At 70.4% G+C, this 24,352-nt stretch carries 25 protein-coding genes; 16 read left to right on the forward strand and 9 right to left on the reverse strand.

Annotated features, from left to right (window positions below; all coding sequences use genetic code 11):
* Positions 1-43 precede the first annotated feature (43 nt).
* The 6 genes from ITJ59_RS07625 (at position 44) to ITJ59_RS07650 (ending at position 7,219) form a co-directional block, all read left to right on the forward strand.
* A complete protein-coding gene (locus tag ITJ59_RS07625; protein ID WP_323749445.1) occupies positions 44-1,306 on the forward strand; it encodes an ABC transporter substrate-binding protein in 1,263 nt (420 codons plus the stop codon).
* 11 nt (positions 1,307-1,317) lie between these two features.
* The gene (locus tag ITJ59_RS07630) at positions 1,318-2,265 is read left to right on the forward strand and encodes a carbohydrate ABC transporter permease (protein WP_194650513.1); all 948 of its coding nucleotides are present in this window, start codon (positions 1,318-1,320) and stop codon (positions 2,263-2,265) included.
* On the forward strand, positions 2,265-3,170 hold the full coding sequence (locus tag ITJ59_RS07635; RefSeq protein WP_194650514.1) for a carbohydrate ABC transporter permease: 906 nt from the start codon (positions 2,265-2,267) through the stop codon (positions 3,168-3,170). Before ITJ59_RS07630 ends, ITJ59_RS07635 begins: the two co-directional genes overlap by 1 nt.
* A gap of 89 nt (positions 3,171-3,259) precedes the next feature.
* Positions 3,260-4,921: a glycoside hydrolase family 13 protein gene (locus ITJ59_RS07640; protein ID WP_194650515.1), complete on the forward strand. Its 1,662-nt coding sequence runs from the start codon at positions 3,260-3,262 to the stop codon at positions 4,919-4,921.
* A 145-nt stretch (positions 4,922-5,066) separates the two neighbouring features.
* Positions 5,067-6,002, forward strand: coding sequence for an ABC transporter ATP-binding protein (locus ITJ59_RS07645; RefSeq protein WP_194650516.1), 936 nt, complete (start codon positions 5,067-5,069; stop codon positions 6,000-6,002).
* The gene (locus tag ITJ59_RS07650; RefSeq protein ID WP_194650517.1) at positions 5,999-7,219 is read left to right on the forward strand and encodes an ABC transporter permease; all 1,221 of its coding nucleotides are present in this window, start codon (positions 5,999-6,001) and stop codon (positions 7,217-7,219) included. Before ITJ59_RS07645 ends, ITJ59_RS07650 begins: the two co-directional genes overlap by 4 nt.
* Before the next feature lie 83 nt (positions 7,220-7,302).
* On the opposite strand, the gene ITJ59_RS07655 is transcribed toward ITJ59_RS07650, so the two are convergent.
* From ITJ59_RS07655 to pnuC, 4 genes are all read right to left on the reverse strand, one after another.
* Positions 7,303-7,623, reverse strand: a complete 321-nt coding sequence (locus ITJ59_RS07655) for a winged helix-turn-helix domain-containing protein (protein WP_194650518.1) — start codon at positions 7,621-7,623, stop codon at positions 7,303-7,305.
* Positions 7,620-8,054, reverse strand: a complete 435-nt coding sequence (locus ITJ59_RS07660; RefSeq protein WP_194650519.1) for a chemotaxis protein CheY — start codon at positions 8,052-8,054, stop codon at positions 7,620-7,622. Before ITJ59_RS07660 ends, ITJ59_RS07655 begins: the two co-directional genes overlap by 4 nt.
* A gap of 64 nt (positions 8,055-8,118) precedes the next feature.
* Positions 8,119-8,820: a TetR/AcrR family transcriptional regulator gene (locus ITJ59_RS07665; protein ID WP_194650520.1), complete on the reverse strand. Its 702-nt coding sequence runs from the start codon at positions 8,818-8,820 to the stop codon at positions 8,119-8,121.
* Between the two features lie 103 nt (positions 8,821-8,923).
* Positions 8,924-9,589, reverse strand: a complete 666-nt coding sequence (pnuC, locus tag ITJ59_RS07670) for a nicotinamide riboside transporter PnuC (RefSeq protein ID WP_194650521.1) — start codon at positions 9,587-9,589, stop codon at positions 8,924-8,926.
* 356 nt (positions 9,590-9,945) lie between these two features.
* Here pnuC and ITJ59_RS07675 point away from each other — a divergent pair, with 356 nt between their 5' ends.
* From ITJ59_RS07675 to ITJ59_RS07705, 7 genes are all read left to right on the forward strand, one after another.
* Complete coding sequence (locus ITJ59_RS07675; protein WP_194650522.1) at positions 9,946-10,500, forward strand: alternate-type signal peptide domain-containing protein; 555 nt, start codon at positions 9,946-9,948, stop codon at positions 10,498-10,500.
* A gap of 157 nt (positions 10,501-10,657) precedes the next feature.
* Positions 10,658-11,254 carry a TasA family protein gene (locus tag ITJ59_RS07680; RefSeq protein WP_194650523.1) on the forward strand — a complete coding sequence of 199 codons (597 nt, stop codon included), beginning with the start codon at positions 10,658-10,660 and terminating at the stop codon, positions 11,252-11,254.
* Complete coding sequence (locus tag ITJ59_RS07685) at positions 11,251-12,147, forward strand: hypothetical protein (protein ID WP_194650524.1); 897 nt, start codon at positions 11,251-11,253, stop codon at positions 12,145-12,147. The genes ITJ59_RS07680 and ITJ59_RS07685 overlap by 4 nt, the downstream gene beginning before the upstream one ends.
* A complete protein-coding gene (locus ITJ59_RS07690; protein ID WP_194650525.1) occupies positions 12,144-12,773 on the forward strand; it encodes a signal peptidase I in 630 nt (209 codons plus the stop codon). Before ITJ59_RS07685 ends, ITJ59_RS07690 begins: the two co-directional genes overlap by 4 nt.
* Positions 12,774-12,784: 11 nt before the next feature.
* The gene (locus ITJ59_RS07695) at positions 12,785-13,312 is read left to right on the forward strand and encodes a hypothetical protein (RefSeq protein ID WP_194650526.1); all 528 of its coding nucleotides are present in this window, start codon (positions 12,785-12,787) and stop codon (positions 13,310-13,312) included.
* 85 nt (positions 13,313-13,397) lie between these two features.
* The gene (locus ITJ59_RS07700) at positions 13,398-14,063 is read left to right on the forward strand and encodes a hypothetical protein (protein ID WP_194650527.1); all 666 of its coding nucleotides are present in this window, start codon (positions 13,398-13,400) and stop codon (positions 14,061-14,063) included.
* A 20-nt stretch (positions 14,064-14,083) separates the two neighbouring features.
* Positions 14,084-14,443: a hypothetical protein gene (locus ITJ59_RS07705; protein WP_194650528.1), complete on the forward strand. Its 360-nt coding sequence runs from the start codon at positions 14,084-14,086 to the stop codon at positions 14,441-14,443.
* Between the two features lie 96 nt (positions 14,444-14,539).
* Here the strand turns inward: ITJ59_RS07705 and ITJ59_RS07710 are convergent, their stop codons facing one another.
* Positions 14,540-15,217 carry a hypothetical protein gene (locus tag ITJ59_RS07710; protein ID WP_194649449.1) on the reverse strand — a complete coding sequence of 226 codons (678 nt, stop codon included), beginning with the start codon at positions 15,215-15,217 and terminating at the stop codon, positions 14,540-14,542.
* Between the two features lie 191 nt (positions 15,218-15,408).
* On the opposite strand from ITJ59_RS07710, the gene ITJ59_RS07715 reads away from it, so the two are divergent.
* Genes ITJ59_RS07715 through ITJ59_RS07725 form a run of 3 tightly spaced genes read left to right on the forward strand, consistent with a single transcriptional unit; the run spans position 15,409 to position 18,700 of the window.
* Complete coding sequence (locus ITJ59_RS07715; protein ID WP_194650529.1) at positions 15,409-16,884, forward strand: cryptochrome/photolyase family protein; 1,476 nt, start codon at positions 15,409-15,411, stop codon at positions 16,882-16,884.
* Between the two features lie 29 nt (positions 16,885-16,913).
* Positions 16,914-18,233 carry a GNAT family N-acetyltransferase gene (locus ITJ59_RS07720; RefSeq protein ID WP_194650530.1) on the forward strand — a complete coding sequence of 440 codons (1,320 nt, stop codon included), beginning with the start codon at positions 16,914-16,916 and terminating at the stop codon, positions 18,231-18,233.
* On the forward strand, positions 18,233-18,700 hold the full coding sequence (locus tag ITJ59_RS07725) for a DUF2087 domain-containing protein (RefSeq protein ID WP_194650531.1): 468 nt from the start codon (positions 18,233-18,235) through the stop codon (positions 18,698-18,700). Before ITJ59_RS07720 ends, ITJ59_RS07725 begins: the two co-directional genes overlap by 1 nt.
* A gap of 312 nt (positions 18,701-19,012) precedes the next feature.
* Here ITJ59_RS07725 and ITJ59_RS07730 read toward each other — a convergent pair whose 3' ends face one another.
* From ITJ59_RS07730 to ITJ59_RS07745, 4 genes are read right to left on the reverse strand one after another with little or no spacing between them, the layout of a single operon-like run.
* Positions 19,013-20,011, reverse strand: a complete 999-nt coding sequence (locus ITJ59_RS07730; protein ID WP_194650532.1) for an ABC transporter permease — start codon at positions 20,009-20,011, stop codon at positions 19,013-19,015.
* On the reverse strand, positions 20,008-20,943 hold the full coding sequence (locus ITJ59_RS07735; protein ID WP_194650533.1) for an ABC transporter permease: 936 nt from the start codon (positions 20,941-20,943) through the stop codon (positions 20,008-20,010). The genes ITJ59_RS07730 and ITJ59_RS07735 overlap by 4 nt, the downstream gene beginning before the upstream one ends.
* Positions 20,940-22,628 (reverse strand): ABC transporter ATP-binding protein, encoded by a 1,689-nt coding sequence (locus tag ITJ59_RS07740; RefSeq protein WP_194650534.1) that lies wholly within the window; start codon positions 22,626-22,628, stop codon positions 20,940-20,942. Before ITJ59_RS07740 ends, ITJ59_RS07735 begins: the two co-directional genes overlap by 4 nt.
* Positions 22,625-24,289 carry an ABC transporter substrate-binding protein gene (locus ITJ59_RS07745; protein ID WP_194650535.1) on the reverse strand — a complete coding sequence of 555 codons (1,665 nt, stop codon included), beginning with the start codon at positions 24,287-24,289 and terminating at the stop codon, positions 22,625-22,627. The genes ITJ59_RS07740 and ITJ59_RS07745 overlap by 4 nt, the downstream gene beginning before the upstream one ends.
* Between the last annotated feature and the right edge of the window lie 63 nt (positions 24,290-24,352).

Below are 24,352 nucleotides of genomic sequence, written 5' to 3' on the forward strand. Positions count from 1 at the left end.
AGACGACGTGCAACCACACGCCACGACCAGGACTGCGGCATCGGTGAGCCGACGCTCGTTCCTGCTCGGAGCCGGCGGCATCGCAGGCGGGCTCGCGCTCGCCGGGTGCGCCCCGATCGGGTCCTCGAGCGCCAAGCCGGAGACCATCACGTTCTACGTCTCGAAGCCCGAGGTCATCGGGTACTTCGACGACGTCATCGCGCGGTTCCACGACAGCCAGTCGAAGGTGCGGGTCGTCCGCGACTCGACCTCGAGCATGTCCGCGAACTTCGTCCGGAACCGCCCACCGGACCTCGGCTGCTGGAACTACAACTTCTCGGTCGTGCCGTTCGTCGAACACGGTGCGCTGACGGACCTGTCCGATCTGCCGCAGGCCGACACGATCAACCCCGACCTGTGGCCGCTCATGGAGCAGACCGCCGACTACCCGGGACGCAAGAGCGCCCTGCCGTACTCGGTGACCGCCGCCTCGGTGATCTACAACAAGGCGCTGTTCGCCGACCAGGGCCTCGAGGTCCCGACCACGTGGAGCGAGTTCGCCGACCTGTGCGAGCGGCTGCAGAAAGCCGAGATCGCCCCGATCTACGGCACGTTCAAGGACAACTGGACGATCGCGCAGGGCATGTTCGACTACACGGTCGGCGGCGCGATCGACACCCCGAAGACGTTCTCGGCGCTCCGCGACGAGGGCACGAAGGTCGGCAAGGACTCGTCCGTGTCGTTCGAGAAGGACTTCCGGACGCCGATGGAGCGCATGACCCTGCTGCGCGCCTGGCACCAGGACGGTGCCGCCAGCCGCGGGTACGGCGACGGCAACCTCGCCTTCGCACAGGGCAAGGCCGCGATGTACCTGCAGGGGCCGTGGGCGCTCGGCGAGATCGCGAAGACGAACAAGGACATGGACCTCGGCACCTTCCCGCTGCCCGTCACCGACGACGCGGCGGACAACAAGGTCCGGGTGAACGTCGATCTGGCGCTCTGGATCCCGGAGGCGTCCCGCAAGCAGGAGGCCGCCCGCGAGTTCCTGACGTACCTGACGCAGTCGAAGGTCAACGACCGGTACAACGCCGACAACAACGGCTTCGGCGTGCGGAAGGACGCTCCCCCCGCGTCGAACCCGGCGCTGGCCGGCATGCAGTCGTACTACGACGACGCAGCCTTCTACCTCGGCGCCTCGCAGCTCATCCCCGCCGAGATCCCGGTCGCGAACTACGCGCAGTCGATCGCCTTCGGCGGCGACCCGCAGCGCCAGCTCCGCACCCTCGACGCCGACTGGGCGCGTCTCGCGCTCCGCACGGCAGCGTAAGGAGACGTCCCATGGCAACCACGACCACTGAATCCATCACGACGGCGGACCGCCGCCGACGTGGCGGAGCCGCCCCGGGCCTCCCGGCCGTCCCCCACAAGCGAAAGCGGATCGAACCGATCTTCCTGGGGTTCCTGCTCCCCACCCTGCTGCTCTTCACGCTCGCGATCACGTTGCCGGCCGTGATGGGCATCGTGCTCAGCTTCACGAACTCCGTCGGGTTCGGCGAGTTCCGGTTCATCGGGCTCACGAACTACGTCGCGGTGTTCTCCGATCCGGCGATCCTGCAGGCGTACCTGTTCACGCTCGGGTTCTCGCTCGTCACCGTGATCGTCGTCAACGCGGTCGCGTTCCTGCTCGCCATCGCCCTGACCTCGAAGATCCGCGGCAAGATCGCCCTCCGCGCGGTGTTCGTGCTGCCGATGGTGATCTCCGGCATCGTCATCGCCTACGTGTTCTCGTTCCTCTTCGCGAACAGCCTGCCGGCCCTGGCAAGTGCCATCGGGTTCGGGCCGCTCGAGCAGAGCATCCTGGCGAACCCCGACCTGGCGTGGGTCGCCATCGTGATCGTCACCGCGTGGCAGGCCATCCCGTCGACGCTCCTCATCTACATCGCCGGCGTGCTGTCGATCCCGGGTGAGGTCTACGAAGCGGCCGCCCTCGACGGCGCCAGCGCCTGGCGCCAGCTGATCTCGATCACCGCGCCCCTGACGGCCGGCTACATCCTGATAAACCTGGTGATCGGGTTCAAGAACTTCCTGAACTCGTACGACATCATCGTCGGCCTGACCGACGGTGGCCCCGGCACCTCGACCACCAGCGTCGCGATGTCGATCTTCAAGGGCTTCAACGGCGGCGACTACGCCTACCAGATGGCCAACGCCACGATCTTCTTCGTCATCGCGGTCGTCATCGCCGTGATCCAGCTGCGGGCGACCCGCGGGAAGGCAGCGCTCTGATGACCATCCAGACACCCCTCCGTCCGGAGACGACGAAGACGGGCAGCATCCGGTCGGTCGACGCCGACCGGACCGCCGGCCGACGGGGCGGCCGCTCGAACTGGCCCGTCACCGTCGTCCTCGTCCTCTGCGCGCTCTCGATCCTGGTGCCGCTCTACGTCACCCTGACGATGGCGTTCAAGACGACCGGCCAGGCGGTCGACGGCAACGCGTTCTCGCTGCCGGCCCCCTTCAGCGTCGACGGATTCGTGCAGGCGTGGGAGCTCACCGACTTCCCGCGGGCGTTCGGCGTCTCGGTGCTCGTCGCCGCGATCACCGTCGTCGGCACGATCCTGCTCGCGTCGTTCACGGCGTTCGCGATCGCCCGGAACTGGGACCGCCGACTGTTCCGCTGGTCGTTCTTCTACCTGCTGGCCGCGATGTTCCTGCCGTTCCCGGTGCTCGCGCTGTCGCAGGTGAAGCTCACCGGGCTCGCCCACCTGGACAACCCGTTCGGCGTCGCGATCCTGCACGTCATGTTCCAGCTGTCGTTCAGCGTGCTGCTCTTCACCGCGTTCCTGCGGTCGATCCCCGCCGAGCTCGAGGAGAGCGCCCGCATCGACGGCGCGAGCACCGGCCAGGTGTTCTGGCGACTCGTGTTCCCGCTGCTCGCACCGATGAGCGCCACCGTCGGAATCTTCGCGTTCCTGGCGTCGTGGAACGACTTCGTGATGCCGTCGCTGATCACCTCGGACCCGGCGCTGCAGACCCTGCCGGTGCTGCAGCAGATGTTCCAGACGCAGTTCAGCAACAACTACAACGTGTCGTTCGCCTCGTACCTGATGGCCATGGCACCGGCGATCATCGTCTACCTCGTCACCCAGCGATGGGTGATGGCCGGTGTGACGCAGGGCGCCATCAAGTGAGCGCCCCGGCCGACACAGCCGACCCGGCCGCCCCGGCCGCCCCGGCCGCCCCGACCACCGCCCAGACCAGCAACCACGAAAGGCCCGTCGTGACCGACACCCTCGCCCAGCCCGCCACCACCACCACCGACGAGACCTGGTGGCGCCAGGCGAGCGTCTACCAGATCTACCCGCGCTCCTTCGCGGACGCGAACGGCGACGGCATCGGGGACCTGCCCGGCATCACCGAGCGCGTGCCGTACCTGGCGTCGCTCGGTGTCGAGGCCGTCTGGCTCAGCCCGTTCTACCCGTCCGCGCTGGCCGACGGCGGCTACGACGTCGACGACTACCGCGACGTCGACCCGAAGCTCGGCACCCTCGACGACTTCGACCGGATGGTCGAGGCGCTGCACGCCGCGGGCATCCGGGTGATCGTCGACGTGGTCCCGAACCACACGAGCGACCGCCACGAGTGGTTCCGCGAGGCGCTCTCCGCGCCGAAGGGCTCCCCGGCGCGAGACCGGTACGTCTTCCGCGACGGCACCGGGCCGTCCGGCGAGCAGGCTCCGGCCGACTGGATCTCGATCTTCGGCGGCCCGGCGTGGACCGCGGTCGGCGACGGCCAGTGGTACCTGCACTCCTTCGCCAAGGAGCAGCCCGACCTGAACTGGGCAAACCGCGAGGTCCGCGACGACTTCCTGCACACCCTGCGCTTCTGGTCGGACCGCGGCGTCGACGGCTTCCGCATCGACGTCGCCCACGGGCTCGCGAAGGACCTGCCCTCCGGCGCCCTGCCGACCTGGGCGGAGCTCGCCGAGATCCCGAAGGACGGCTCGCACCCGCTGTGGGACCGCGACGACGTGCACGAGATCTACGCCGAGTGGCGGACCGTGTTCAACGAGTACACCCCGGCTCGCACTGCGGTCGCCGAGGCCTGGGTCGCCGCCGACCGCCGCGCCCGGTACGCCAGCGCCGACGGTCTGGGCCAGGCGTTCAACTTCGACCTGCTCGAGGCCGACTTCGAGGCCGGTTCGTTCAAGGAGATCATCGAGTTCAACCTCGGCCTGGCCGAGCAGTCCGGGTCGTCGACCACGTGGGTGTTCTCGAACCACGACGTCGTCCGGCACGCCACCCGCTACGCGCTGCCGGCGCGGAACGGCTCTCCCGACAAGCAGGGCGGTGCGTGGCTGCTCGCCGGCGGTTCGCAGGACGCCCTCGACCGCTCGCTCGGGCTGCGGCGGGCGCAGGCCGCGACCCTGCTCGAGCTCGCGCTGCCCGGCTCCGCCTACCTGTACCAGGGCGAGGAGCTCGGTCTGCACGAGGTCGGCGACATCCCCGACGCCGACCGTCAGGACCCCGCGTTCTTCCGGAACCCGGGCGTCGACGTCGGCCGCGACGGCTGCCGCGTCCCGATCCCGTGGACGCGGTCCGGCCCGTCGTTCGGCTTCGGCTCCGGCACCGCGCACCTGCCGCAGCCGGCGTGGTTCGGGGACACGAGCGTCGAAGCCGAGGAGGCCGACCCCGACTCGACCCTGCACCTGTACCGGAAGGCCCTCGGGCTGCGCGGCCAGCTGCAGTCCGAGGAACACCTGGAGTGGCTCGAGACCGGCCGCGACGACGTGCTCGCGTTCCGTCGACCGAACGGCTGGACGAGCGTGACGGTGTTCGGCGACGAACCCTACGAACTCCCCGCCGGCGAGCTGCTGCTCGCCTCGGCGCCGGTGGCAGACGGCGCCCTGACGGGCGTGGGGACGGCCTGGCTGCGTTCCTGACGCAGGGTGCGCGTCGTGGACGCGACCAGGTGGCGGACGGGAGGCTCGTGGCTGGCAGGCCACGGGCCTCCCGTCCGCCGTGGGGTCACCATCTCGGGCCGCGACCAGCGGCCGAGACGTCAGCCGCTGCCGGTAGGGTCGCCGCATGAGCGGGGCGACCATCAGCGTGCAGGACTTCGTCATGCGGTTCGGGGACCGGAACGTGGTCGACGGACTGTCGTTCGACATCGCCTCCGGCGAGACGTTCGGCCTGCTCGGCAGCAACGGCTCCGGCAAGACCACGACGATCCGCGCCCTGCTCGGCATCACCACGCCCACCTCCGGCAGGCTCACCATCGACGGTCAGCCCTACCGGCCGGCCACCGGCGGCATCGGGTACCTGCCCGAGGAACGCGGCCTGTACCGCAAGGAATCCGTCATCGACGTGATGTCGTACTTCGGACGACTCCGCGGTCTGCGCGCCTCCGAGGCCATCGCGTGGAGCATGGACTACCTCGCCCGCGTCGGCCTGGCCGACCGTGCCAAGCTCCGCGTCGACAAGCTCTCCGGCGGGCAGCAGCAGAAGGTGCAGCTCGGCATCACGATCATGGACCGGCCGCGGCTGCTCATCCTCGACGAACCCACGAAGGGCCTCGACCCCGTCAACCGACGGCTGCTGCTCGACCTGGTCGACGAACGGAAGGCCGACGGTGCGACCGTCATCCTCGTCACCCACCACATGGACGAGGTCGAGCGGCTCTGCGACCGGATCCTGCTGCTCAAGGACGGCACCGCTGCCGCCTACGGGTCGATCCCCGACGTGCAGGATGCCTTCGGCGGTGCCGTCGCCCGAGTCGGCCTCGACGGACCGGTCCCCCGCTCGCCGCTCTACGAGCTCGCGCGACACGAGGGGCACGTCGCCTACCTCGTGCCCACGTCCGCCGCGGCTCCGGACGGCGCCGACATCCTCGCTGCCCTCGTCGCCGAGGGCGTGCGGGTCACAGCGTTCGAGATGCGCCGGATCCCGCTCGACGAGATCTTCGTGCAGGTCTACGGCCATGACGCGCTCGCAGCGGCTTCGGTGGACGGGGTCGCCGCATGAGCAGGCTCGGCACCGTCGTCCGGTTCGAGTTCGTCCGCGCGGTCAAGAAGCCCGCGTTCTGGATCGGCACGCTCGCGCTGCCGGTCGTCATCGTCATCGTGTCCCTGCTCGTCGGCATCGGACAGGCGGCCGGCGCCGACTCGGTCGTCTCGGGCTCGTCGGCCACGAAGACCCCGTTCCGCTACGTCGACCACTCCGGGCTGGTGTCCGAGTCCGTCGCGGCGAAGTGGGGCGGGTCGCCGTCCACCGACGCGGGCGCGGACCGCGCCGCCGTGCGCTCCGGCGCCCTCGACGCGTTCATCGAGTTCCCCGCGTCACCGTCCACCACCGCGATCCGGGTCGACGCCGCCGACCGCGGCCTGTTCGCGAACGGCGGGTACTCATCACTCGCCGAACGGGTGCTCGAGCAGAGCGTCGCCGCGACCGTCGACGACCCCGAGACCGTCCAGCTCCTGCGCTCCCCACCGGCCACCGACCTGACGACCTACGCCGACGGGCAGGTCGCGCCCGGCTGGCTGTCGATCGTGCCGCCGTTCCTGTACGTCGCCGCCTTCTTCGGGCTCGTCATCCTGCTCGCCGCGCGCATGGTGACCGTCGTGGTCGAGGAGAAGGAGAACCGCATCTCCGAGATGATCCTGACGACTGTCACCGCCGGAGACCTGATCCGCGGCAAGGTGATCGCGATGCTGCTGGTCGGGTTCGTGCAGGTCGGCGTGTTCGTCGTGCCGGGGTTGATCGGGATGCTCGCGGCGCTGCCGCTGATCGCCTCGCAGCTGGGCGGGCTGACGATCGACCCGTGGCGGATGCTCGTCGGCGCGCTGCTGCTCATCGGCGGCGTGCTGCTGGCGTCCGGGCTGTTCGTCGCCGTCGGTGCCGCGGTGCCGTCGATCAAGGACGCCTCGGCGCTGCAGTCGGCTGCGATCTTCGCCCTGATCATCCCGGTCTACGCGGCGTTCTTCGTGATGACCACCCCGTCGTCCCCCGTCGCGGCGTTCTTCACGTACTTCCCGACGTTCACACCCATCACCGCCATGGTGCGGAACGCCGTCGGCTCGCTGAGCGTCGTCGAGTCGGTGGTCTGCATCGTCGAGGTGTTCGTCGCCGCCGGCCTGCTGCTGTGGTTCGCCGAGTACCTGTTCCGGCACTCGGTCGCGCAGTACGGGTCGAAGGTGACGTTGCGGCAGATCGTGTCGTGGCGGCGGCCGACTGCCCGCTGATCGGTCACGCGCGGGGTCTGCGCGCCGGGGTCTGCGCGCCGGGGTCGGCGCGCCGGGTCGGCGCGCCGGGTCTGCGCGCTGGCTCAGTCCGGCGGCGATGCGTCGGCGATGCGTCGCAGCGCATCGAGGTGGGCCGCCCACACGGCACGGCCCCGCGCGGTGAGCGTCAACGAGGTCCTCGGCGTCTTGCCGACGAACCCCTTGCCCACCGTCACGTAGCCGGCGTCCTCGAGCGACGACATCTGCTTGCTCAGCACCGAGTCGCTGACCTCGACCGCGTCACGGACCTCGCGGAAGCCGAGCGTGCCAGCCCGGGCGAGCGCCGCGACGACCGAGAACCGCACCGGGTGCAGCAGCAGGTCGTCGAGCTCGTGGCGTGGGTGCGTCTGCGCGACGGCGGTCACGATCTCGCCTCCCAGGCAGCACAGGCGAGGGAGACGACCAGGATGAGCCCGGACGTGATGCCCGACCAGAGGACCGAGCCGTGGACCCACCCGACCACGGCGATCGCGCCGATGTAGGTCACGGTCCAGCTCGCGATGTACACGGTCCACCGTCGGCTGCGAGCGAAGGCGGACCGCCCCCGGATCCCGATCATGAAGAACACGAGGAGCGCGAACAAGGCGGCCAGCGTCCCGACGTAGACCGCTGCGAAGGCGTCGCCGGTGGTGAGCCCCATGCCGAGCGTGCCGAGTGCCGTGGCCACCCCGAGCGCGGTGATGAACGTGATGTACGGCCACCGGACCGCGTCGTGTGCCCGCCGGGTGATCCGGTCAGCGTGCTCGAGCAGTCGGGCAGCTTCAGCCGGGCCGGGTCGTGCGGTGATGTGTTCCATGGTGTCCCCTCTGGTTGACACCATCATCGCAAGCACTTTCCAATTTGGCAAGTGCTTGCCGGAATCACATGTGGTTCTGCTGCGGTTGCTGCTGGGGTTGCTGTGGCTGTGTCCGTTGCTGCGGTCGGGGCGCTTCGCGCTCGGGGACGGCGGCGTCGAGGTCCCAGGACGGCAGTTCGTGTTGCTTCCAGCCCTGTCGGAGCGTCCGGACCGACCGGTCGAACTCGACCAGCACGTCGATGTGCGGACGGACGAGCATCTGGATCTGCAGCCCCTCGTACACGGCGAGCAGCTGCGTGGCGGCCTGGTAGGCGGGGATGCCGGACTCCTCGACACCGGAGTCGAAGTCACGCTGCAACCCGTTCGCCAGTTGCTCGACGTACTCGTCGAACCGCTTGCGGAAGAGCTCCGCGAACCCCGACTCCGAGCTGGCGATGGTGATGACGCCGGCGAGCACGCGGACGAGCCCGGGGTCCGCGACATCCTCGGCCAGGGTCAGTCGGACGTGGTCGATCGTGCACGCCGGAGGGGCCTTCCGCCGCGTGCCCCGCAGCTGCGTCCAGCGGTCGTAGGTCACCAGGAGCAGTGCTTCCCACGCGGGGAACAGCCGCTGCACGGTCTCGAGCGACAGACCGGCGACCTCGGCGATGACCGATGCGTCGACCACGTCGAACGGGTGGAGCCGGTAGGCACGGATGGCCCCCCGGACGATGCGCTCGGCGAGGGACTCGTCGTCCTCGACGCGTTCGTCGTGCTGGGGTTCCATTGGACCATCCCATCGTGAGCAGGACTCCATTGTCGCGTCCCAGACCGAGGGACGTCACATCCGGCCCGGATCGTCGCGGACTCAGTCGTCGGCCCCGGGTCGCTCAGCCCACCGTGACGGGTACCGCCGAGGGCCGCACCCGCTGGCGCATCCAGACGAAGAACCCAGTGAGGGTGAACACCCCGTAGACGACGTACATCAGACCCGACGCGTAGTACCCGGCTGAGAACAGCAGCGGCACACCGACCAGGTCGACCGCGACCCAGATGAGCCAGAACTCGACCCAGCCCTTCGCCATGCCGTAGGTGGCGAGCACGGATCCGACGAAGATCCACGCGTCGCTCCACACGGGCTCGTACGACCCGAGCGCGCGGAACACCGGGGTGAGCAGAGCGGTCCCGCCGACCATGCCGACGACCAGCAGCACGCGGGTGCGCCAGGACGCCCAGTGCGGCTCGACCACAGCCGAGGTGTCGGCCGGGCGGTGCGTCCAGCGGTACCAGCCGTAGATGCTCACGATGATGAACATCACCTGCCGACCGGCCTGACCGAGCAGGTTGACCGGGTTCGGGGTGTCGAAGAGCGCCCCCATGAAGACGGTGAACAGGAGCGCGTTGCCGACGAGACCGACCGGCCACGCCCAGACCTTGCGGCGCATCCCGCCGAGCGCACTGAGCAGTCCGAAGACGTTGCCGATCACCTCGCGCCAGAGCACCGTCTGGTCACCGATGACGATCTGCGCGTCGAACAACCAGCGCACGATACCCATGGGCCCTCCTCGTTTCCGGTCGGTGCAACGGCGCGGTCGTCCATCACATTCCGCGCAGACTCGGGGTACAAATATGTCCTCCACAGCGAGGACAAAAATCACCCCCGTTCTGGGTCCATGCAGCGGCCGGTTTTCGCTTGTCCGCACTTCGGGGGACAGGTAGCGTCGTCACCAGAGCGAGTCCAGCCCGCCCGAGCCGCAGATCTGCGCTCCGGAGCCCGGCGACCGCTGTCGGCACCAGTCAGCCGCGACCCCTCACCCGCGAGGTCGATGACACCGTCCCACCACTCGACGACCCGAACCCTCGAGCCGGTGGTGCTCAGCGCGCCCCGAAGCGCAGAACGGACCACTCCCCCATGCACAAGATCGTCACCGGCACCATCGCCGGCGCAGCCGGCATCGCCCTCCTCCTCGGCGGGGCCGGCACCTTCGCCCTCTGGAACGCCAGCGCCTCGAGCGCCGCGTCCGCGGTGAGCTCCGGCACCCTGACCCTCAGCGCGAACAACGACGGCGTCTGGACCGACGTCACGGGCGGTCGCTCGAACGTCATCAACCCGGCGACGGCCCTCATGGTGCCGGGCAACACGTTCCAGTTCACGCAGACGCTGAACATCGGCGCGACCGGCCAGGACCTCAAGGCGAACCTGACCTACGCGAGCCAGTCCATCACCGGCGACTCCGCCCTGCTCGCCGCGACGCAGAAGACCCTCGCCGTGACGTCCTCGAGCGCCGCGGTCGTGCAGTCCACGGCGAACGCGAACACCTTCGTGGTGTCCCCGTCGGCATCGACCTCGACCGTCAAGGTCGTCTTCACGATCGCGCTGCCGTCCTCGGCGACGACCGGTCAGGGCGGCTCGGTCAACGTGGGCGCTCTCGCCTTCACGCTCACCCAGACCGCGATCGGTTCCTGATCCCCCGATCGCACTGACCCGGGCCACGGCTGGTCCCTGATCCACCCGCCGTGGCCCGCCGCGGCGAGCCGTGGGCCGCCGCGGCTCGCCGCATCGGTCCGCAGCCACTTCCGGCGCGACCGCCGCACCGCTCACGCACGACGACCAGGGGACGACCATGACCGGGACACCGAGGACGACGGGCCGCCGCCGCGCTGTCCGACGCCACCGGTGGATCCTGCCCGTCGCGCTCTCCCTGGTCGTCGCGGTCGTCACGGCACTGATCGGCGCCGGTGGCACCTACGCACTCTGGAACGGCACCGCCAGTACCGCCGCCACCACCGTCAAGTCCGCGACGGCGACGATCACCGTCGGCACCCTCTCGACGATGAAGACCACCGTGCTCGGCCCCGGCACGGGTGTGACCGGCACCTTCGCCGTCAAGAACACCGGCTCGATCCCGCTCGCGATGCGTTTCGCGACGACGTCCACGAAGGTCTCCTCCGCGACGAGCGCCTCGTCCGCCACCGTCCTCGGCGAGCTGACGCTCCGGCTCACCACCGTGTCCTCGGCGTCGGCCTGCACCGCCGGGCTGTCCGGCGCCAGCGGCCGTCTCGCCACGTTCGACACCGGCAGCGGCTCGTCCACACTGCAGCCCGGTGCGAGCTCCGTCGGCTGCGTCGAGATGGTCCTCGACGCGGACGCACCGCAGAGCGTGTCCGGAGCCGTCACCGACTTCACCCTCACCGTCACCGGAACACAGGTCTCCGCATGAACCGCCGCTTCCGGCTCCTCGTCGCCGTGCTGCTCACCGCCGTGTTCGTCGGCGGCGGGTCGAGCGCGGCCTGGGCGCTGTGGAGCGCGTCCGGCACCACCGCCTCGAGCGTCACGGTCGGCAAGCTCTCCGCCTCGATCGCCGGCACCAGCGACCTCACCACGACCTTCTCGTCCACGGTCACGTCGGTCACGAAGCCGATCACGCTCTCCGACACGGGCACCATCTCCGGCACCGCGACGACCACCGTGTCCGTCGGCTCCGGCAGCTCGACCGCGCTCGCCCAGGCGGTCACCGTCGTCGCGTGGCCCGTCGCCCAGGCCGCGGCGTGCACGACCAACACCGCCGTCGGCAGCGGATCGGTCACCGGCACCTGGGCGTCGCTGCCGAGCATGACGTCCAAGCTCGCCGGCGGAGCCTCGGCGGTGTGGTGCACCCGCAGCACACCGAAGTCGTCGGCACCGGCGTCGGCCACCGCGAACATCACCGTGAACCTGACCGTGGCGAACGGCAGCTGGACCTCCGGCGTCGTGGCAGGCGGTTTCACCCTGACCACCACGGCACCCGTCACCGACACCAGCCCCGCGCTGGTCTGCACGGACCACGACGGCTGGTACCTCGAGGTGCGGTGGGACGCCGCGAACCGACCGATGGACACCTGGTACGGCGCCTTCGTCGGCACCACCGCGGTGGGCAAGAAGGCACAGGACTACTCGGCGTTCATCACGATCGCCCCGAGCGACGTCCCCGCGAGCGCCGGCACCTCCGGCACGCTCACCGTGACCGTCAAGGTGCTCGACAGCGCCGGCAACCCCACCTCGACCGTCGCCGGCAGCGGACCGGTCACGCTCTTCACGCAGAACAACGGCGCAGCCATCCGGTGCGGCGCATGACCCGGGCCGTGGAGCGTTCCGGCACGCGCGCCGTCGTGCATGCCGTCCTGCTCGGCGTGACCATCGGGCTCCTGCTGCTCGTCGCAGCCCTGGCGGTCGTGCTCATCGTCGTCCCCAAGGCGACCGGCTCGATGCCGCTGACGGTCCTGACCCAGTCGATGGAGCCGACGCTGCCCCCGGGCACCCTGCTGGTCGTGCGCCCCACCGCCGTCGACGACATCGAGGTCGGTGACGTCGTGACCTACCAGATCACCTCGGGTCAGCCGGCCGTCATCAGCCACCGCGTGGTGGCGGTGGAATCGTCCTCGAACGGTGCGCGCACCTTCGTGCTCAAGGGCGACAACAACGCGAAGGCCGACCCGCACCCCGTCACCGCCGCGCAGGTCCGAGGCGTGGTCTGGTACAGCGTCCCCGAGATCGGTGTCGTCAACCAGCTCGTCAACGGGTCGCGGAGCTGGCTCATCCCGACCGTCGCCGGTGTGCTGCTGGCCTACGGCGGCGTGATGATCACGGTCGGCATCGTCGCCGCAGCGCGCCGTCGTCGCCGGGCCACCGGTCGCGGGCGACGCAGCGCCGCCCGCGCCGGCCAGGGCACCGGCCCGAGCCACGGCCACGCTCCGGTCTAGGCTCGGTGGACGTGACCGACGGAGTGCAGCGAGCGCGCGAACTGCTCGACGACGCCGCCCGTCGGCTCCGCACAGCTGGGGTGCCGGACGAGGCCCTCGGCGAGTACGTCCAGCCGAAGGCGGTGCTCGGCATCCGACGCGAAGCGACCATGCGGCCCCTCGGTCGTGTCTGGCGGGTCGGCGCGCTCCTGATCGGCTCGTCGCTCGAGTCCGGCGGTCGGGTCTGGGCCACCGGGTCGATCACCCGCGTCACCGATCCGGGCCGGGCGCAGTTCCAGTCGGTCTCCGCCGAGGTCCGCCGGGCGTACCGAGCGGCTGCGGCGAAGGGGCACTTCACCGCGGGCGACACCGTGAACCACGGCGCCACGGCGATCGCGCTGGACGGAACGCTCGTCGACGCGACCGGTGTGCTCTTCGTCGAGGACGACGTGCCGCTCGTCCGCTGGTCTCCGGCTGCCGGCTCCACCGTCCCGCTCGCCGACTACCTGACCGACCGGGTCGGGCTGCTCGTCGAGCCGCCGCGGGGTGCGACGGACTGATCCCTCGGTACAGTGGGTGCCGTTGTCGGAGGGGGACCGAGCGATGCAGGAACGAACAGCGCCGTCGAGCGCACATCGGGCGTCCGTGACGCGACGATCTCGTCGCTCGTCGATCGGCGCCGCCGCCGTGGTCGGCCTCGCGGTCGTCGGGCTGGTCGGGTGCACGACCGAGGAGCCGGCTCCCGTCGACCCGGAGGTCCGGTGGGTGGGCGCTGCGCCGAGCGGGCGCCTCGATCGTGACCCGTGGGTCCGAGCGGTCCGCGCAGAACTCGTGGCCGAGGCCGTGGCCCGCAACCGCAACGACTTCAGCCTCGACGCGTTCGCGAAGACGGCGACGCCGGAGTACATCGATCGCGCGTCCGGAACGGCGATCAAGGCCCTGCGCTACAACGAGACCACCACGCTCCTGCCCGGACCGCTGCCGTTCACGCCCACACAGGTCGAAGTGGGGTACTGGGACCAGGGCGACGACGTCGCGGCGGTGCGCGGGTGCGTCGCTGGCAAGTGGAGCATGGACCCCGGCGACTCCTTGGGCGGCCTCCGGGCGTTCGGACGCGAGTTCCGGCTCGAACGCGACCACGCCGGCGTGATGCGAGTCGCTTCCACCGCAGGGCTCCCTGACGCGGACTGCGACGACGCCGGACCGTTGCCCGTCGCCCTGTTCGACCCGGTGCCGGAGCCCTCGGGCGTGACCGCCCCGGGCGATCTCGTCCGGCCGGACGGGACGCAGAGCTCGCCGCGGCGGCGGTAGCGACCGCCTACCCTGGTCTGATGCTCTCCCGACGCGACGCCGCCGTTCGACTCGACATCCCCCTCGAGATGGCGACCCACCACGGAATCCCGACGCGGCTCAGCGAGGCCGAGCTCGAAGCGATCGAGCAGGATCCGCCCGCATGGCTGGTGCAATCGCGGGCCAACCGAACGGGCAAGAAGGTCTGGGTCCGCCTCGAGTGCGTCGTCTGCCGGTACGCCGAGGATGCCCGCCCCAAGAAGTGGTGGCCCGAGTGGGACTACCTGATGTGCGACTACCACGAGCCGTACCAGGCACCCGAACCCACCGCCGGGCTCACGCGCCGCGAGGTCGAGGGGATCGGCAGCCGGTTCATCGCCCTCGTCGACGACAAGCCCTAGTCCGGAGCAGTCCACGTCCGTCGAGGACCAGCGGGAACGACGAAGGCCCCGTCGAGATCGACGGGACCTTCGTGTGTGGTGCGGTGGTGCTGGGTGTTACTTGATCTGTGCGGTGATGGTGGCGGTGCCGACGAGGAGGCCGCGCTTGACGGCGTCGGTGCCGAAGGTCTTGTTCAGCAGGCCGGCTGCGTCTTCGGAGACGTGGACGGTGGTGCCGGTCAGGATGGCGTTGTCGCCCTCGAGCTGGAGGGGCTTGAGGGAACCGCCCCAGAGCTCGAACAGGTACGCGTTGGACGCGGCGACCTTGCCGTTGACCAGGACGTCACCGTAGAGCTTCGAGGAGCCCGGGTTGACGACGAAGTTCTCCAGCGTGACGGTGGTGTCGCCGGCCTTCAGGGTGAGGCCGGAGTCGTCGTGGTTGAGCAGGCCCTGCACGTACGGCTTGTAGTTGCCATCCGGCGACCAGTACGTGACCGATCCGGCGGTGATCGGGAACGACACCGACCCGTCGGCGAGGGTCGCGTCGCCGGAGACGCCGGGGGTGAGCTTCAGGGCGGTGAGGGCGTCGGTGAAGCCGGAGTCGAGCTTCACGGCGGTGGAACCGCCGAGGACCTCGGGGACCGAGGCGACGGGTGCGGGGATCTTCGACGACGACGACACCGTGTGGATCGCCGGGGTGCTTGCCTGGGCGGAGGAGATGCCGAACGCGGCACCGCCGAGGACGAGGGCGCCGGTCGTGGCGAGGGTGATGGAGGTCTTCAGGCTCTTGCGCATGGTGAACAATCCTTTGCTGTGTGGGAGCTGCAGACCGGCCGGGTGTGACCGGGAAGCGCCCTGGGCTTTTGCCCTGTACAAGCTATTCGGCGGCCTCGGGTGAACGGATTGGAATCCCGTACCCCGTTACCGCATCGTGACATCCGATGTGCGGAATACCCCTGGTCAGGGGGCAGGAGTACCTTCCATCCATGTCCCCCGAACGCCGCCGCCTGGTGCTGCCCGGCCAGTACGGCCCCGTGTTCGACGACGGCGGTCCCGCCCTCGTCGTCGAAGCACGCGAGTTCTTCACCGCCCGCCCCGTCCACCGCGCGAAGGCCCACCTGTGGCTGAGCGCCCTGCGCCACCGGGTCCACGAACTGGGCGACCGCGCCGAGCACGTCCAGGTCGACACCCTCCGCGAGGCGCTCACCGGCCGCGACGACCTCGAGGTGATCGACCCGCCGTCCCGCACCCTCCGCGCGCAGGTCCGGCACTGGGGCCAGGGCACCGCGATCCTGCCCAGTCGCGGCTTCGTGACCGACGAAGCCGAGTTCGCCGAGTGGGCGGCCCAGGGCTCGGACCGGTTCCGCATGGAGAACCACTACGAACGGGTCCGGCGCCGCGAAGGCTGGCTGCTGCGCGACGGCAAGCCCATCGGCGGGAAGTTCAGCCTCGACGACCAGAACCGCCAGCCGCCGCCCAAGGGTGCGACGACCCTCGGGCTGCCCGAGCCGTGGTGGCCGGACGAGGACGACATCGACGCGCAGGTGCGGCACGACCTGGACCGTTGGGAGCGCGACGGCACCGCGCGGTTCGTCGGCCGTGACGACACCCGTCGCTTCGCGGTGACCGCCGACGAGGCCCAGCGCGCCCTCGACGACTTCGTCGCGGTGCGCCTCGGCGACTTCGGACCGTTCGAGGACGCCACCCTGACGAACGACTGGACCATGGCGCACTCGCTCCTCAGCGTGCCGATGAACCTCGGCGTGCTCGACCCGCGGCAGGCGATCGACGCCGCGCTCGAAGCACACCGCACCGAGGCCGCCCCGCTCGCCAGCGTCGAGGGCTTCGTCCGCCAGGTCGCCGGCTGGCGCGACTACGTCTGGCACCTCTACTGGTGGTTCGGCGACGACTACGGCGCGTCCGAGAACGCCCTCGGTGCGCACAGACGGCTCCCCGACTGGTGGCGGGAGCTCGATGCCTCCGAGATCGACGCCGTCTGCGTGCGGACGGCGATCGAGGGACTGCACGACCACGGTTGGCTGCACCACATCCAGCGGCTCATGGTGCTCGGCAACTGGGCGCTGCAGCGCGGCTACGACCCGGTGCACCTGACCGAGTGGTTCACCGACGTGTTCGTCGACGGCACCGACTGGGTGATGCCCGCGAACATCATCGGCATGTCCCAGCACGCCGACGGCGGCATGGTCGCCACGAAGCCGTACACGTCGGGCGGTCGCTACATCGACCGCATGTCGGACCACTGCGGTGGGTGTCGCTTCGATCCGACGAAACGGGTCGGTGACGACGCGTGCCCGTTCACCGCCGGGTACTGGGCGTTCCTCGCGCGCACCGAGCCCGCGCTCCGTGACAACCACCGGATGGCCCGCCCGCTGCAGCAGATGCGGTCGCTGTCGGACCTCGACGAGGTCGTCGCGCAAGAGTCCCGCCGCACCGTGCCCTGACGTCACACGGTCCCGATAGGGTCGTCAGCGTGAGCAACGAGGCATTCGACGACCGCTACGAGCTGCGCGAGTTCGCGCCCGGGACGGATGACGAGGGGGCACCGAACGCCGAGACCGCATCGTGGATGCAGGCCGTCGGCCTCGGCTTCCACGAAGCCGATCCCGACGCCGAGGGCGCCGCACGCATGGCGTCCCACTTCATCGCCGACGAAGAGACGTTCCTGGGCGTGTACGTCCGGAAGCCCTTCCCCGGTTCCGTCGACGAGACCTGGCCCGCCGGCACCTTCACCTGGTTCCGCAAGGCGTTGAGCTGGGGCGACGGGTCATCCGTCGACACGCAGGCGATCTCGGCGGTCACGGTCCGCCCCACCGAGCGTCGCCGCGGCATCCTGCGCCGGATGATGACGCACGCGCTCGAGCGCGGCGTCGCCGAGGGCTACGCGGTCGCGTCCCTGACGGCGTCCGAGGGCACGATCTACCGCCGCTTCGGCTTCGGCAGCGCCATCCGCGAGCGCGCGGTGCGCGTCCGTCGCGAGCGTGCCCTCCCCCTGCTCGCCCCGACGTCGGGCTCCGTGTCCGTCGTCACGCCGCAGTGGCTCGCCGACGGCCCCGGCAAGGCGGTCTTCGAGCGGTTCCACACCCGCACGCCCGGCTCCATGGTCCGCAACACCGGCACGTGGCCGGTCGTCTTCGGGCTGCTCGGCAACGACGGGCAGAAGGCGAAGGACGTCCGTGCGGCGGTGCACCGTGCCGAGGGCACGGACGAGATCGACGGGTACGTCACCTGGCGCGTCAAAGAGGACGGATCGTCCGACACCGTGCTCGAGATCGTCGACCTGGTCTACGCGGACGACCAGGCCTACACGGCGCTGTGGGAGTTCGTGCTGTCGATCGACCTGAACGACGTCGTGAAGTACAACCGCTCGCGGCTCGACGACCCGATCGTCGCGGCCCTCGGCGACAACCGTGCGTACGACGTCGACCACGAAGAGGACCACGTCTGGCTGCGCGTCCTCGACGTGGCCGCGGTGCTCGAGTCGCGGCCGTTCGCCGTCGACGGCTCGTTGACCCTCGCGGTCACCGATGCGCTCGGCCACACGACCGGCACGTACCGCCTGGACGTCCAGGAGGCCCGTGGCACCGTCACGCGTGTCGCCGACGACGCCGACGTGGCCGGTTCCGACGTCCAGCTCAACGTGGCCGAGCTCGGTGCGCTGCTCATCGGGTCGGTCTCGCCGGTCACCCTGGCGGCCGCCGGCCTGGTCCGCGCTGCAGACCCCGCATCGGTCGAGCTGCTCCGCGCGATGCTCCTGCCCCCGCGGACCCCGCACGGCATCACGTACTTCTGATGGACGTCGCCGGGGTCGTCGGTCGGGCGCGACAGGTCGTCTCCGTCATGGCGTCCCCGGCCCTCCGAGCGGCGGTGTTCGGCGGAGCCCCTACCGACGACCGCACCCGGGCGGCGATCGGCTCGTTCGACTGGGTCACCGACGACGACCCCGACGCCCCGGTGCTCGGTCGGACGGCACGGGAGCTGCAGCGGTTGCAGTCAGCGGCCGCGGTGCTCGAGTTCGGCCGGATCGAGCGGATGCCGGTGAAGGACGTCGACCGACATGCGCTGTCCGTCCGGATCGTGGAGCTCGTGTTCGAGCGCCTCGGGCGTGACCGCGCCATGCCGGAGGCCGTGTTGAACGCCGCGGTCGGCATGTTCGCAGCCGACGTGTCCGTCGTGCGACGGGACGCTGTGGATCTCGGCGTGCTGACGCGCACCGACGACGGTTCGGTCTACCGCTTCGTGGCTGGCCGCTCGGCTTGACGGCGGCCGCGGCGGCCACAGCGGCTGATGTCTCGCTCACTGCATCGGCCGGCGAGGGGGTCGTCGCTGGTGCACGGTGCGGGGTTCGTCGGACAGTGATGGGCTGCCCGCTCGGTGCGGGGTTGCAGTAGGGCACGGAGCGGGCAACCTCGCACCGGCTGCCCGCCCTCGCACCGTGCGAGGGGTCTGCGCTCTGGTGCGAGGTTCCGCACTCCGTGGGATGCGTGCAAGCTCGCACCGAGCACGGAACCTCGCACCACACGCGCGGGGGCAGACGCCGGACCTCGCACGGTGCGAGGGCTCGACCGCGACCTACGCCCGCCGCCGCACCCGCGGGTCGACGAACGCGTAGACCACGTCGACGATCACGTTCGCGGTGACGATCAACAGCGCCGAGAACAGCGTGAAGCCGACGACGACCTGCAGGTCGAGCGTGTGCACGGCGTCGATGAGCAGCGCCCCGAGGCCCTGCATCGAGAACACCTTCTCGGTGATGACCGCACCCCCGAGCAGCGAACCGAGGTCGAGCCCGAACAGCGTCACCACCGGCAGGATCGCGGTGCGGAGTCCGTGGCGGACGACGACCTGGCGCTCCCGCAGCCCCTTGGCCCGAGCGGTCCGGACGAAGTCCTGCGACATCGACTCGAGCATCTCGCCACGGGTCAGCCGGGCGTAGATCGCCGCGCTGATGAACGCGAGCACGCACCACGGCAGGATCAGGTGGGTGAACCACCCGACCGGGTCGTCGGTGAACGCGACGTAGCCACTCGTCGGCAGGATGCCGAGCACGAACCCGAACAGCAGGATGCCGAGCAGCCCGATCAGGTACGCCGGCGACGAGACCCCGGCGACGGCGACGGTCATCACGGCCCGGTCGACGAAGGTCCCCCGTCGCAGCGCGGACACGGCGCCGCCGAACACCCCGGTGACGAGCCACAGGACGGCCGCGCCGACGGCGATCGATGCGGTGACGGGCAGGCGGGACAGGATCAGTTCGGTGACGCTCTCGTGCAGCTGGAACGAGTACCCGAAGCACGGTGCGGCGCAGGTGATCACGGACGCGCCGCTGCCGAAGGTGCGGCCGGTGAAGATCCCCGCCAGGTACGCGCCGAACTGCGCGATCCACGGCTTGTCGGTGCCCAGGAACGCCTGCACCTCGCGCAGCCGGTCCGGCGTGCAGGGCTTGTCGCAGATCGCCCGCGCGGGGTTCGTCGGCAACAGCATGAACAACGCGTAGGTGATCGCGGCGACGACGAGCAGCACGACGGCGGCCCCGAGGATCCGGATGGCGATGAAGCGGAACGTGGTCACCGACGGCCTCCCCTCGGGTCGAGGGCGTCGCGCAGGGCGTCGCCGAGCACGTTGAACGCGAGGGTGATGAGGAACAGGGCCACTCCGGGGAACACGAGGTACATGGGGTCGGTCTGCACCCAGCCGATGGCGTCACCGATGCTGCGGCCCCACGACGGCGTCGGCGGGTTCACGCCGACGGCCAGGAAGGACAGCGCGGCCTCGGCTCCGATCATCGACGGGATCGAGATCGTCGCGTAGACGGTGATCGTCGCGGCGAGGTTCGGCAGCAGCTGCGTGCGGATGACGTGCCACCGCCCGGCCCCCATCGCCGTGGACGCGACGACGTAGTTCCGGCTGACGAGGGACAGGGTCTGGCCACGGACCACGCGGGCCACGGACGGCCAGCCGAAGAACCCGATGACGAGCACGACCAGGATCGGCTTCGGGAACGAGGTCGGCACGATCGCGGTGAGGGCGATCATGAACACGAGCGACGGGAACCCGAAGATCACGTCGACCACCCGCGACAGCACGCGGTCGTACCAGCCGCCGAAGAAGCCGGTGGTGACGCCGACGAGCACGCCGATCACGATGGACACGACGGTCGCGGCGAGGCCGATGCCGAGCGACGTGCGGGCACCGTAGGTCACGATCGCGAACAGGTCGCGTCCGGTGAGCGGCTCGACGCCGAACCAGTGCTCCCCGCTGATGCCGCCGCCGAAGCCCTTCGGCGCACCGAACGAGTTCAGCGCGTCGATGTCGTACCCGTACGGGTCCTGCCCGGTCAGGGCGCTGATGAGCGGCGCGGCGACGGCGACGACGAGGAACACGACGATGACGACGGCCGAGGTCACGGCCCAGCGGTCCTGCCGGACCCGGCGAACCACGGCGCGGAAGCCGGTCGTGCGTCCGGACGACGCCACGGGGCGCTCGACGACGTTGGCGGTCACGAGGCCACTCCTTCCCAGGCGCGCCAGGCTTCGCGGCGAGCTGCCTGTCGCACCGGGTCGGCGACGGGTGCGGCTGCCAGGAGCATGCGCGTGTAGTCCTGCTGCGGGTCGTCGAGCACGGATTCGGTGCTCCCCCGCTCGACCACGCGGCCGTCGTGCAGGACGAGCACCTGGTCGGCGAGCTGCCGGACAACGGCGAGGTCGTGGCTGATGAGCAGCATGCCGAACCCGAACTCGTCCTGCAGTCGGGCGAGCAGGTCGAGCACGGCCGCCTGCACGGTCACGTCGAGCGCCGAGGTCGGCTCGTCGGCAATGACGAGGGCCGGTCGGAGCGCCAGCGCACGCGCGACAGCGACGCGCTGGCGCTGGCCTCCCGACAGCTGGTGCGGGAACCGCTCGGCCCACGACGGATCGAGTTGCACGGCGGTCAGCAGCTCGCGGACCCGGTCCTCGCGGTCCGGGCCCGAGGCCGTGCCGTGCACGAGCAACGGCTCGGCGATGCTCCACCCGATCGTCTGCCGCGGGTTGAGCGACGACGCCGGGTCCTGGAAGACGATGCCGACGTGGCTGCGGAGTTCGCGGAGCCGCCGACCCTTGGCGGTCCGCAGGTCGCTGCCGTCGACCTGCACCGAGCCGGCGACGACGGGCACCAGGCCCGCCAGGGCGCGTCCGATGGTCGACTTGCCGGAACCGGACTCCCCCACCAGCCCGACGGTCTCGCCGGCCCGCAGGTCCAGGTCGATGCCGGAGACGGTCGGTCCGCCGCGGCGCGTGTACCGCACGGCGACGTCGCGCAGCTGCGCGACCAGCGGCCGGGAGGCGCGGTTCGCCTCCGCCTCGTCGGCTCGCGCCGTGGACGGGTCCCCTTCGACATCCGCAGCTGCGTCGGCGGGACCGCCACGGGCCTCCAGGCTGGGGACGGCCGCGAGGAGCTGGCGCGTGTAGTCGGCGGCGGGGTGCGCGAAGACCTCGGCGACCGTCCCGTGCTCGACCGGGTCGCCGCGGCGCATCACCAGGAGTTCGTCCGCGACGTCCGCCACCACACCCATGTCGTGGGTGATGAGCAGGACGGCGAGGGAGCGCTCGCGACCGAGTCGACGGAGCAGGTCGAGGATCCCGGCCTGCACCGTCACGTCGAGCGCGGTCGTGGGCTCGTCGGCGATGAGCGCGACCGGGTCGCCGGCCAGGGCCATCGCGATCATCGCGCGCTGCAGCTGCCCACCGGACAGCTCGTGCGGGTAGGCCTTGCGGATCCGCTCCGGGTCGGTGAGTCCCGCGGCACGCAGCAGCTCGTCGACGCGCGCGGACACCGCCGCTCGGCCGAGGTCCGTCGGGTGCGCCGTGACTGCCTCGGCGACCTGCGTGCCGATGGACAGGACGGGCGTGAAGGAGTTCATCGGCTCCTGGAACACGACCCCGATGCCGGCACCACGGACGGCGCGGAGGGTCTCGTCGGACGCGCCGACGAGTTCCTCGCCGCGGAACCGGGCGCTGCCGGACACCCGGGCCTCGGGTGGGAGCAAGCCGAGCACGCTCATCGCGCTGACCGACTTGCCCGAGCCGGACTCCCCCACGAGGGCGAGCACGCGGCCGGGGGTCAGGGTGAAGGAGACGTCACGGACGACGGGCTCCGCGTCGCCGAACGCGACGCGGAGCCCCTCGACCTCGAGCAGCGGGGAACTCACTTCGCGAGCGAGACCTTGAGGTAGTTCGGGTACGCCGGGAAGTCCGCGATCTGGAAGTTCTGCACGTTCGAGCCGGCCAGGAACGACTGCTTCGCGTAGATCAGCGGCACCGACGGGGAGTCGGCCATGATCTTCTGGTCCGCCTCGGCCCAGAGCTTCTGCGCGTCCTGCTGGTCGACGGTGGCGCTGGCCTTCTCGATCAGGGCGTCGACCTCGGGGTTGCTGTACTTCGAGACGTTGTAGCCGCCGCCACCGATCTGCGACGAGTCGTACAGCGGCTGCAGGTTGGCGTTCGCGCTCGGGAAGTCCGGCTGCCAGCTCGACAGCGACAGGTCGAAGTCCGTCCCGTTCGTGGTGGCCTGCGTGAAGGAGTCGTAGTCGAGCGGCTTGAGCGTCACCGTGATGCCGGCACGCTTCAGGCCGGACTGCAGCGCCTGCGCCTGCGCGAGGTAGGTGGGGTCGTTCTGCGTGACGAGGGTCAGCTTGAGGTTGCTGACGCCGGCTTCCTTCAGCAGCGACTTGGCCTTGTCGACGTCGCCCGTGGCGCCCGTCTTGTACAGGTCGTAGTCCTCGCGCCCGGCGATGCCCGGGGTGATCAGGGTCGACGCGTACGAACCGGCGATCGCGCCACCGGCGGCGATCCGGAACGACTTCTTGTCGACGGCGTACTGCAGGGCCTGACGGACCTTGAGGTCCTTCAGCTGGCCCTTCTGCGTGTTGATCGCCATGTACGTGATCGGGCCGGCCTTCGAGGTGGCGAGGCGGTCCTGGGCGGCGGGGTTGCTCCGGACCTGGTTCAGCTCGGCAGCCCCGAGGTAGATGGCGCCGAAGGAGTCCTTGGCGTCGCCGTTGTCCGCGATGAGCGTCTGCGTGATCGTCGAAGCGTCCTGGCTCTCCTTGAACACGATCTTCGAGGGGCCGGCGGTCCGGACGTCGTCGGTCTTCGCGCTCCAGGACTTGTTGCGCACGAGGGTGACCTGGGTGCCCTGGGTGTTCGACTGCACCTGGTACGGGCCGGAGGCGACCGGCTTCAGGTCGTAGGCACCGGTGTCCTTGCCGTCGCCCTCGGGGACCGGGGTGAACGCGGGCATCGATGCCAGCCAGGGCCAGTCACCGTAGGCGTCGTTCAGCTTGAAGACGATGGTCTTGTCGTTCGGGGTCTCGATGCTGTCGAGGGTCTTGCCGTCGAACGGGCCCTTGTAGCTGTCGCCGCCGACCAGGAGCGACTTGTGGTAGCTCAGGCCGCCGGAGAGCGTGGGGGCGAACGAGCGCTCGATGCCCCACTTGATGTCCTTCGTGGTGATCGGGGTGCCGTCCTGGAACTCCAGCCCGTCCTTCAGCGTGTACGTCCACGTCTTGCCGCCGTCGCTGGACTTGCCGGTGTCCGTCGCGAGGTCGGGGACCACCTTCGCGGTCTTGCCGGGCTCCACGTCCCACGTGGTCAGTCGCCGTGCGACGAGACCGAGGGACGTGATGCCGAGGCTCTGGCTCGTCGCCGGGTCGAGGTGGAACGACGTCTGCGGCGTCAGGATGTTGAGCGTGCCGCCCTTGGCCGTGCCGTCACCGTCGTCCGACGAGCTCCCACCCGAGCAGCCGGTCAGGACCAGGGCTGCTGCAGCGGCGACGGCCGCGGTGATCGTCAGGCGGTTGGGGCGTCTCATGACCGTGGAGCTCCTCGGGGAAGGGTGGTGGCGACCGTGGTGCAGCCGCATGCGGTTCCGCGG

Origin of the sequence: Curtobacterium sp. VKM Ac-1393, assembly GCF_015350995.1 — a bacterium.
Taxonomy (GTDB): Bacteria; Actinomycetota; Actinomycetes; order Actinomycetales; family Microbacteriaceae; genus Curtobacterium.

What these genes read in the sequence shown, in the direction of transcription:
- ITJ59_RS07630 (WP_194650513.1), top strand. Translation starts at nt 1,318, where the DNA reads ATGGCAACCACGACCACTGAATCCATCACGACGGCGGACCGCCGCCGA.
- ITJ59_RS07635 (WP_194650514.1), top strand. Translation starts at nt 2,265, where the DNA reads ATGACCATCCAGACACCCCTCCGTCCGGAGACGACGAAGACGGGCAGC.
- ITJ59_RS07645 (WP_194650516.1), top strand. Translation starts at nt 5,067, where the DNA reads ATGAGCGGGGCGACCATCAGCGTGCAGGACTTCGTCATGCGGTTCGGG.
- ITJ59_RS07650 (WP_194650517.1), top strand. Translation starts at nt 5,999, where the DNA reads ATGAGCAGGCTCGGCACCGTCGTCCGGTTCGAGTTCGTCCGCGCGGTC.
- ITJ59_RS07660 (WP_194650519.1), bottom strand. Translation starts at nt 8,054, where the DNA reads ATGGAACACATCACCGCACGACCCGGCCCGGCTGAAGCTGCCCGACTG.
- ITJ59_RS07665 (WP_194650520.1), bottom strand. Translation starts at nt 8,820, where the DNA reads ATGGAACCCCAGCACGACGAACGCGTCGAGGACGACGAGTCCCTCGCC.
- pnuC (WP_194650521.1), bottom strand. Translation starts at nt 9,589, where the DNA reads ATGGGTATCGTGCGCTGGTTGTTCGACGCGCAGATCGTCATCGGTGAC.
- ITJ59_RS07675 (WP_194650522.1), top strand. Translation starts at nt 9,946, where the DNA reads ATGCACAAGATCGTCACCGGCACCATCGCCGGCGCAGCCGGCATCGCC.
- ITJ59_RS07680 (WP_194650523.1), top strand. Translation starts at nt 10,658, where the DNA reads ATGACCGGGACACCGAGGACGACGGGCCGCCGCCGCGCTGTCCGACGC.
- ITJ59_RS07685 (WP_194650524.1), top strand. Translation starts at nt 11,251, where the DNA reads ATGAACCGCCGCTTCCGGCTCCTCGTCGCCGTGCTGCTCACCGCCGTG.
- ITJ59_RS07690 (WP_194650525.1), top strand. Translation starts at nt 12,144, where the DNA reads ATGACCCGGGCCGTGGAGCGTTCCGGCACGCGCGCCGTCGTGCATGCC.
- ITJ59_RS07705 (WP_194650528.1), top strand. Translation starts at nt 14,084, where the DNA reads ATGCTCTCCCGACGCGACGCCGCCGTTCGACTCGACATCCCCCTCGAG.
- ITJ59_RS07710 (WP_194649449.1), bottom strand. Translation starts at nt 15,217, where the DNA reads ATGCGCAAGAGCCTGAAGACCTCCATCACCCTCGCCACGACCGGCGCC.
- ITJ59_RS07715 (WP_194650529.1), top strand. Translation starts at nt 15,409, where the DNA reads ATGTCCCCCGAACGCCGCCGCCTGGTGCTGCCCGGCCAGTACGGCCCC.
- ITJ59_RS07725 (WP_194650531.1), top strand. Translation starts at nt 18,233, where the DNA reads ATGGACGTCGCCGGGGTCGTCGGTCGGGCGCGACAGGTCGTCTCCGTC.
- ITJ59_RS07745 (WP_194650535.1), bottom strand. Translation starts at nt 24,289, where the DNA reads ATGAGACGCCCCAACCGCCTGACGATCACCGCGGCCGTCGCCGCTGCA.